We start from the raw sequence: 7,291 nt of genomic DNA on the forward strand, positions 1-7,291 counted from the left end.
CCCATTTCGTATTTTGAAAGGACTTTTTCTATCTATTTACTGGGACAAGAAACCTGTCCCTATTTCCCTTTCAGAATAGGGGGATAGGTATGGAGGAATAATGCTAGTAATGATGTTTTTATAGGGGTGAGATGATGCCAGAATTACCTGAAATGGAGACGTATAAATCTTTTCTGCAACAATTAATTAGTGGCCAAAAAATTACCGGAGTAATGATTAATCGGGAAAAATCAATTAATGTACCAACAGAGCAATTTATCTCTTTTGTTTCCCATCAGACAATAAAATCCATTCGAAGAAGAGCAAAATCTTTAATTTTTGAACTGCAAAATGGCTCATGTTTACTGTTGCATTTAATGCTTGGTGGAAGGATGTTTTATGGAAGGGAAGAAGACAGGCCAGATCGAACGGTGCAGGTGCAATTATCCTTTGGAGATCACCAGCTTTATTTTATTGGACTTCGCTTAGGCTATTTGCATTTTGTATCACCTGAAATGATACAGCAGGAATTTCAGGATATTGGTCCAGAGCCACTAGATTCAAACTTTTCATTACATGCTTTTCAAGCTATCATGAAAAACAAAAGAGGTGGGTTAAAAACAACTCTGCTAAATCAAGAAGTCATAGCTGGAATTGGGAATCGTTATTCGGATGAGATTCTTTGGCAGGCACAACTGCTGCCAGATAGAAAAATAAATGAACTAAACCCGGAGGATATTGTTCGTTTATACGAATCTATTCGAACAATTCTTCAGCAGGGAATTCAACAGGGTGGTTACATGGATCAGCCTCTTTTTAAGGGGGATAACAAAACCGGAGGCTATGAGATGTATGTTCACAGCCGTTCAGGGGAAAAGTGCAGAAGATGTCATTCAATGATTGCAATGAAGGAGATTTCCTCACGCAAAACATATTTCTGTCAAAATTGCCAGCATTAAAATAAAGAAGGTATCTTACATATGATTCATACTTTTGCAGTTACAGCTGATTTAATGCTCATAAATGATATACAAGTGAATCGTCTATCTGATGAAAATATCAAATGGTTTTGGGTTGATTTTGATTCGCCTACTGAAGAAGAAACTCTTCTTCTTAAAACATATTTCAGCTTTCATCCGCTTGCGATAGAAGACTGCTTACATTTCTTACAGCGCCCAAAGCTTGATCATTATGAGGGCTATGATTTTTTTGTTTTGCATACATTAAATCAATCTTCACTTACGCCTGAAGAATTGGATGTTTTTGTGGGACATAATTTTATTGTCACCTTTCATCTTACAGCATCAGTCGAAATTGAATTCATTCAACAAAGGGTAATGGAGGATAAAGCTGTTCTAAGTAAAGGGGCAAAATATATTTACTATTTAATAATGGATAAAATTGTAGATGAATTCTTCCCAAGTGTCTATCAAATGGAAGATGAACTAAATGAAATCGAAGCAAAAGATGCAAATCAAAATTTAATTGAGGATGTTTATGAAATCAGGAAAAAGCTGCTTAGATTACGTAGAACCATATTTCCAATGCGGGAATTACTTTACAGGATTTTAAATTCCGAGAATTTAATTATTCCTAAAGATGAACGGATCTATTTCATGGATATATATGACCATTTGCTGAAGCTTTCTGAAATGATTGAGTCCAATCGAGAAATGACCGCAGATATTCGTGATAGTTATCTTTCTATTAATTCTGATCGAATGAATAAGATTATGAAGACGCTTACTGTAATGACATCTGTATTCGTCCCTTTAACCTTTATCGCAAGCATTTATGGAATGAACTTTGAGTATATGCCAGAGCTCACATGGCATTTTGGATACTTTGGTGTATTAGCTATTATGCTGGTGGTCGGTTCTATAATGCTAATCGGATTATGGCTTAAAGGCTGGTTCAAATAAAATACGATGATGGGACAGAGGACAGGACTCTTGTCCCGCTTTTTGTTTTCAGAATGAATCAAATATGTTTTTCGAAGCTAGGTGAAAAGGTAATAAAGATTATGTGTAGAATAAAGACTTTTATAGTAAATCGTTAAATATTAGATGGGGGGAATAGGAAAATGGAGGATAACAGAGCCAAGAAAATGTACGATTACCACGTTTGGGCTAACCAGAAAGTATTCCAGCATTTGAAACAATTGCCTGAGAGGATTTATAAAGAGCAGATCAATAGTGTATTCTCATCCATTTCAGAAGTAATGGTCCACTTGTATGCAACTGATGTTACGTGGCTGGAGACAATGAAGGAAAGTGGTTATCAGGATACAGTTAATGAAGTTAACCGTCGTAAGCTGGAGGCTTCTGATGCGTCGATGGAAGAATTAGAAGCTCTTTATCATTTGCTTTCAGAAGAATATTATCGTTTTTTTGCAGAGCAGCAGGATGTAGAACGAATCATTATTACTGAGCATCCACGATTTGGTCGTACAGAATTCGTGCTTGCTGATCTCATTCATCATGTGGTTAATCATGGTACCTACCACCGTGGAAATATATCAGCCATGCTGCATCAGCAAGGTGAACGAGGAATTCCAACGGATTATGTATATTTTCTTTTTAAATAATGGGAAGAAGGGCATGGTACGTTTCCCCATGTCCCATAAAGAAAAGGATTTTGATGTGTTTAGCGAAGATAGAAGGAAAATTTAATATAAAGGAGCTCTTTTACTAGTGGATTATAGAGTGAAAACGTATGAGGAAGCTGTGAATGTAATTGAAGAGATTGGATTGCTGCCTTTAGCCCCCCTGATACCAGATTTCCCATCCTTAAATAGCATTACTTTAGAAGAGTCTTGGCATACTGGAACTGAATATGATCCTTGGAATTGGAGGACTAAGTTTTCCGCAGATGGCATAGCTGGGTACGGGAAGTTTATGAAGAAAAAATCAGTACTCGTATCCCGACAGTTACTTCCTTATTTTAAAAAGGTACTTGGCTATGATAGTACGGTTGAAGAACGTTATTACAACGGGAACGTATCAAAGGAAGCATTACATATATATAGAATAATTTATCAAGAAGAAGGAATCGATACAAGAGCATTGAGGACAAGGGCTGAACTAAGGGAAAAGGAAAATAAGAAGCTATTTGAAAATGCATTAGTAGAATTACAAGGAACCATGGATATTGTTATTTCAGGCATACAGGAAAAAAGGAATGAAGATGGGGAAAAGAATGGCTGGAGTAGTACTTCTTTTGAAACTTATAATTCTTGGGCAAAAAGAAATCAGATCGGCTCTATTGGAGTTGATAAGGAAGAAGCCAAGAAGTATCTTCTGACTCACTTTAAAAATGTAGGTAGAAATGAGACTTCTTTAAAAAAACTAGAAAAAATATTTGGATGATTCAGTGGAAAAATTTAATATGATCGACAATTTTCTTTACACAGAAATAGTTGTTTAAAAGGAGCACGCCTTCGATTATAATCAACATAATCGAACGTGTGTTTTTTTTGTGGCAATTTTTATATAAATTAGACTGAAGGGATACGTACATGATGAAAAAGACAAAATCTTTCCATATCCTCGTTTGGGTTATTCTTGGGGGGACAATTTTCACGAGAATAGCCAGTTTCATGGCCATTCCATTTTTGGCTCTGTATCTGCATAATACACAGGGGGTTAACCCGATATTAATTGGATTAACGATAGGGGTAGCACCGCTCGTCTCAACAATAGGGGGTTTTATTGGCGGGTATTTAACAGATCGCTTTGGTCGAAAAAAGGTCATCCTTACGACCATTTTTGTTTGGAGTTTCGTTTTCATTGGCTTTGGATTAGCAAAAAGTATTTACCTATTTATTTTTCTGAACGCCTTAAATGGATTATGCCGCTCCTTTTTTGAGCCATCAACACAAGCGCTAATGATTGACTTCACTGAACCTGATCAACGCAAAAGAATGTTTACGCTTCGTTATACAGCTATTAATATTGCGGGTGTTATTGGTCCATTGCTGGGGGCTTATATTGCAACTGTTTCTTCACAAAGTATCCCGTTTTTTATCACAGGCTTTATGTATTGTATATACGGCGGCTTTCTCTTCGTTATTCTAAATCGGTATACAATGCGGCAAGTTATTAGCAAGTCACCTGTTCACATTTATCAAATGCTAAAAATTGTATCATCAAATCGTGCACTTATTTTCTTTATTTTAGGTGCAATCTTTATTAATATTGGGTACTCTCAATTGGATTCTACTGTTCCACAATTTTTAGAAATGACTTTTGAAAACGGGGTTTATTTATTTTCAGTAATAATTTCACTAAACGCTGCGATCGTTATTCTGCTGCAATTTCCAATCAGTCTTTGGAGTGAAAAATTATCTGCTGTAAATTCGATGACAATCGGGATCGTCTTTTTTGGTGCCGGCTATATTCTTTTTATATTTGGAACGAATCTCCCTATGTTAATTGCTGCTATTACTGTTGTGACATTAGGTGAAATTTTTACGTTTCCTTCAATGAATATACTTATTGATCAGATTGCTCCTGATGACCAAAAGGGAACCTATTTAGGGGCAACGCAATTTAGAAATATCGGCAGCTTCGTCGGGCCGATCATTGGCGGGTGGCTATTGACGTTTGGAAGTGGAGCCCCTTTATTCGGTACAATGGCCTTCATTGTCTTAATTAGTATTGTTTTTTATCGAGCGGGGGATCAATCTGCAGAGTCTTCCAGAGGAGTACAGAGATATGGTACGTGAAAATTGGACCCATCTCTTTATCTTGTTAGTAATAAAGCCTTTCCTCGGGTAGAATTTGAGGAAAGGCTTAATGGAATAGTTATTTTAAAGTAAACGTAACTTTTTTCCCTTTTGAAAGATCCTTTGCTTCCTTATCCTTCATAGGTCCGATTTCAATTTCAAATGATTTATCTTTCCAAATTTTATCGTACATTTCTTTTTCTAATACATAGATTTGCAGTAACTCATCCGAAGTTCCAGGTGCAATTACATCATCATATCGATAATTAAGCAGCATGCCTTCATTAAGCATATATTGTGTGCCGTCATTAACTGTTAGCTTAGAACTGATTGAACTTTGAGCAATCTCTGAGGTTTCTTTATTATCAATATTAAATTTTACAGTTAACAGAACTACTCCATTATTGAACGCTTCAAATCTTGGTGCTTCCACTTCATTTGGTACAAATTCAGTGAATTGATATCCATCTAAAGTAACAGTAGCCTCTCCTAAAGGCTCACTTTTTCCAATGCCGCTTTTTTCTTCGATCATTGTCTTTGTGCCCCAGTCCTCTACAGTTGCTTTATCTTGATAAAAGCTCTTATTTCCTTCCACTTTTTTCTCTCCAAGCTCATTAAGAGACAGTGTGAATTGCCCTTCCTTACCGAATGTAGAAGAGAAATCATCTTTTACAGATTGAGGTTTAGGTACTTCAACTAAAGCTGTTGATTAAGCACTTGTTTTAAATGATCTTCTCCAAATGGATAAGTATAATAACCAGTTATTGATTCTCCAGCTTTGATTAAATAACCATTCGAATGTGTAAGCTTTGTAGATAGCTGATCATCCTCCGGCAAAAGGTCTCTATAGTTATCATAAGCCTTTTCGGCACCTGTAAAATTCAGATAAAAAGCTGGCATATAGTAGGCATCTTTGTCCGTTTCATTCGTTACCGTATATTTAGCAATGATGACGCCGCCATTCGTTTGATCGTTAAATGGAATCATAAAATCAGTATGAAAGTCTTTTAATTCAATAAGTTTATAGGCATCTAGTGAAACAGAAACGCCTTCCATCTCATGCTTTTGAGGGTTGTCATTTTCATAAAGGATCTTAGTTGTTCCTTCTGTTTCCTTTTCCATATAGCTAATTAATTCAGAAAAGTCACTTGAGCTTTTGCTTTCCTTTGTATCGGCTTCTTCCGTTACTTCATCCGCATCATCTTTTTCTTCTTGCGTATCCTCTTTTACGACAGCTGTTTCTTTAGAGCTTTCTGATTCTTTTTCCTTAGATGCTTGCTTATCTCCACTACACCCAGTTAATACAAATGCAGCTAATAGCATAGCGAAGAGTAAGGTAACTAGTTTTTTTGACATAAATCTAAACAACCTCCAATTAAAAATGATTCTCTAATCCTACTATAATATGGTAATTGCACAAAGGGTAAAAAGGGCTAACGTTGGCAAAATATACCTAATAGGGAGAAAGGAGGGAACTGTTCTATTTGAACTAAAAATAATAAGGGATACAACTCAAAGTTTATTAGTGTGGAAAAATGAAGTGATAAAAGGCTTAAATGATTGTGTGAGATTAGTTGGGAGTTTTACTTCAAAGACGTTTATGAATAATGGGCCGCCATTTCCAATTATTTTGCAATTAGTTTGTAACTGTTTAACAGACCATCCGTCTATTATAAAGAATAAAGGATGATTGATGTTGATAAAGCCATCGGTGTTGACAAGAATGCGTTTTATTCGAATGAATAATTTAATGAGCGGGTATACCGATGGCGATTTTTTTGCACCAGCAATATTATTTAACAAAGCCTTTCAATAAAAAAGACAATCAGAGGTGATGGTATGAAGAAGATTATTCAATATTTTTCATTTGTTTTCATCGGGGTTTTAATAATAGGTTTGTTTCCTTCTATTTCAAGTGCTTGTTCATGTGCAGAGTTACCTAGTGTTGAGGAAGAATTTTAACGTTCACAAGCAGTATTTAGTGGGAAAGTTGTTGAGGTGAAAGACAAAAAGGACAAAAAAGGATATACACCGAAGTCAGTCCTCTTTGAAGTCACTAACACATGGAAAGGAATTCAACAATCACAGGTAATAATTACTACTGGTCAAGGGGGTGGAGACTGCGGAATTGATTTTAAAGTGGGCCAAGATTATTTGGTTTATGCCCATGAATCAACCATGTATGGGGAAAACACACTTGTTACAGTCATTTGTGATCGAACGAATAAACTTAGTTCTTTACAGCAAGATCTAGAGGTACTTGGTGAAGGAGAGCCGCCAAGTGAGATAGTAGATTTAAGCAATGAAAATGGGGGAAATCAAATGTATATTTGGATTCCTGTATTTATAGCTTTTGGTATTGTGGCGATCATTTTGATAAAAAGACGTAAAAAGTTTAATGGGTAGTGGGACAAGGGACCTGTCCCATTGTCCCCTAAAATGAGCTTAAACTTTCAATAAGGAGCATTCCTGTTAGAAGGATTTTCGGGGACTTGAACAAAAAAGAGCCCTCTTGGTATGATATGGGGTGTCAAATCGTGGCGAAATGACCCCTAATTTGTTAACCAAGGAGGACTCCATAATGGA

6 protein-coding genes and 1 pseudogene are annotated in these 7,291 nt (G+C 36.1%); 6 read left to right on the forward strand and 1 reads right to left on the reverse strand.

Annotation, left to right across the window (positions count from 1 at the left end; all coding sequences use genetic code 11):
* The first annotated feature begins 134 nt into the window (after positions 1–134).
* The 5 genes from ACFYKT_RS21125 (at position 135) to ACFYKT_RS21145 (ending at position 4,705) form a co-directional block, all read left to right on the forward strand.
* Complete coding sequence (locus ACFYKT_RS21125) at positions 135–938, forward strand: Fpg/Nei family DNA glycosylase (RefSeq protein ID WP_389223772.1); 804 nt, start codon at positions 135–137, stop codon at positions 936–938.
* A gap of 21 nt (positions 939–959) precedes the next feature.
* Positions 960–1,901, forward strand: a complete 942-nt coding sequence (gene corA, locus ACFYKT_RS21130; RefSeq protein ID WP_389223775.1) for a magnesium/cobalt transporter CorA — start codon at positions 960–962, stop codon at positions 1,899–1,901.
* Between the two features lie 161 nt (positions 1,902–2,062).
* Positions 2,063–2,566 carry a DinB family protein gene (locus ACFYKT_RS21135; protein WP_389223778.1) on the forward strand — a complete coding sequence of 168 codons (504 nt, stop codon included), beginning with the start codon at positions 2,063–2,065 and terminating at the stop codon, positions 2,564–2,566.
* A gap of 106 nt (positions 2,567–2,672) precedes the next feature.
* Positions 2,673–3,347 carry an AlkZ-related protein gene (locus ACFYKT_RS21140; protein ID WP_389223781.1) on the forward strand — a complete coding sequence of 225 codons (675 nt, stop codon included), beginning with the start codon at positions 2,673–2,675 and terminating at the stop codon, positions 3,345–3,347.
* Positions 3,348–3,496: 149 nt separating this feature from the next.
* Entirely contained in the window at positions 3,497–4,705 is a 1,209-nt protein-coding gene (locus ACFYKT_RS21145) for an MDR family MFS transporter (RefSeq protein ID WP_389223784.1), read from the forward strand.
* A 79-nt stretch (positions 4,706–4,784) separates the two neighbouring features.
* Here ACFYKT_RS21145 and ACFYKT_RS21150 read toward each other — a convergent pair.
* A pseudogene (locus ACFYKT_RS21150) lies at positions 4,785–6,061 on the reverse strand (DUF5068 domain-containing protein).
* Between the two features lie 642 nt (positions 6,062–6,703).
* On the opposite strand from ACFYKT_RS21150, the gene ACFYKT_RS21155 reads away from it, so the two are divergent.
* Positions 6,704–7,111, forward strand: a complete 408-nt coding sequence (locus ACFYKT_RS21155) for a hypothetical protein (protein WP_389223787.1) — start codon at positions 6,704–6,706, stop codon at positions 7,109–7,111.
* The last annotated feature ends 180 nt before the right edge of the window (positions 7,112–7,291 follow it).

Source organism: Cytobacillus mangrovibacter (assembly GCF_042865275.1).
GTDB classification, from domain to species: domain Bacteria; phylum Bacillota; class Bacilli; order Bacillales; family Cytobacillaceae; genus Cytobacillus; species Cytobacillus mangrovibacter.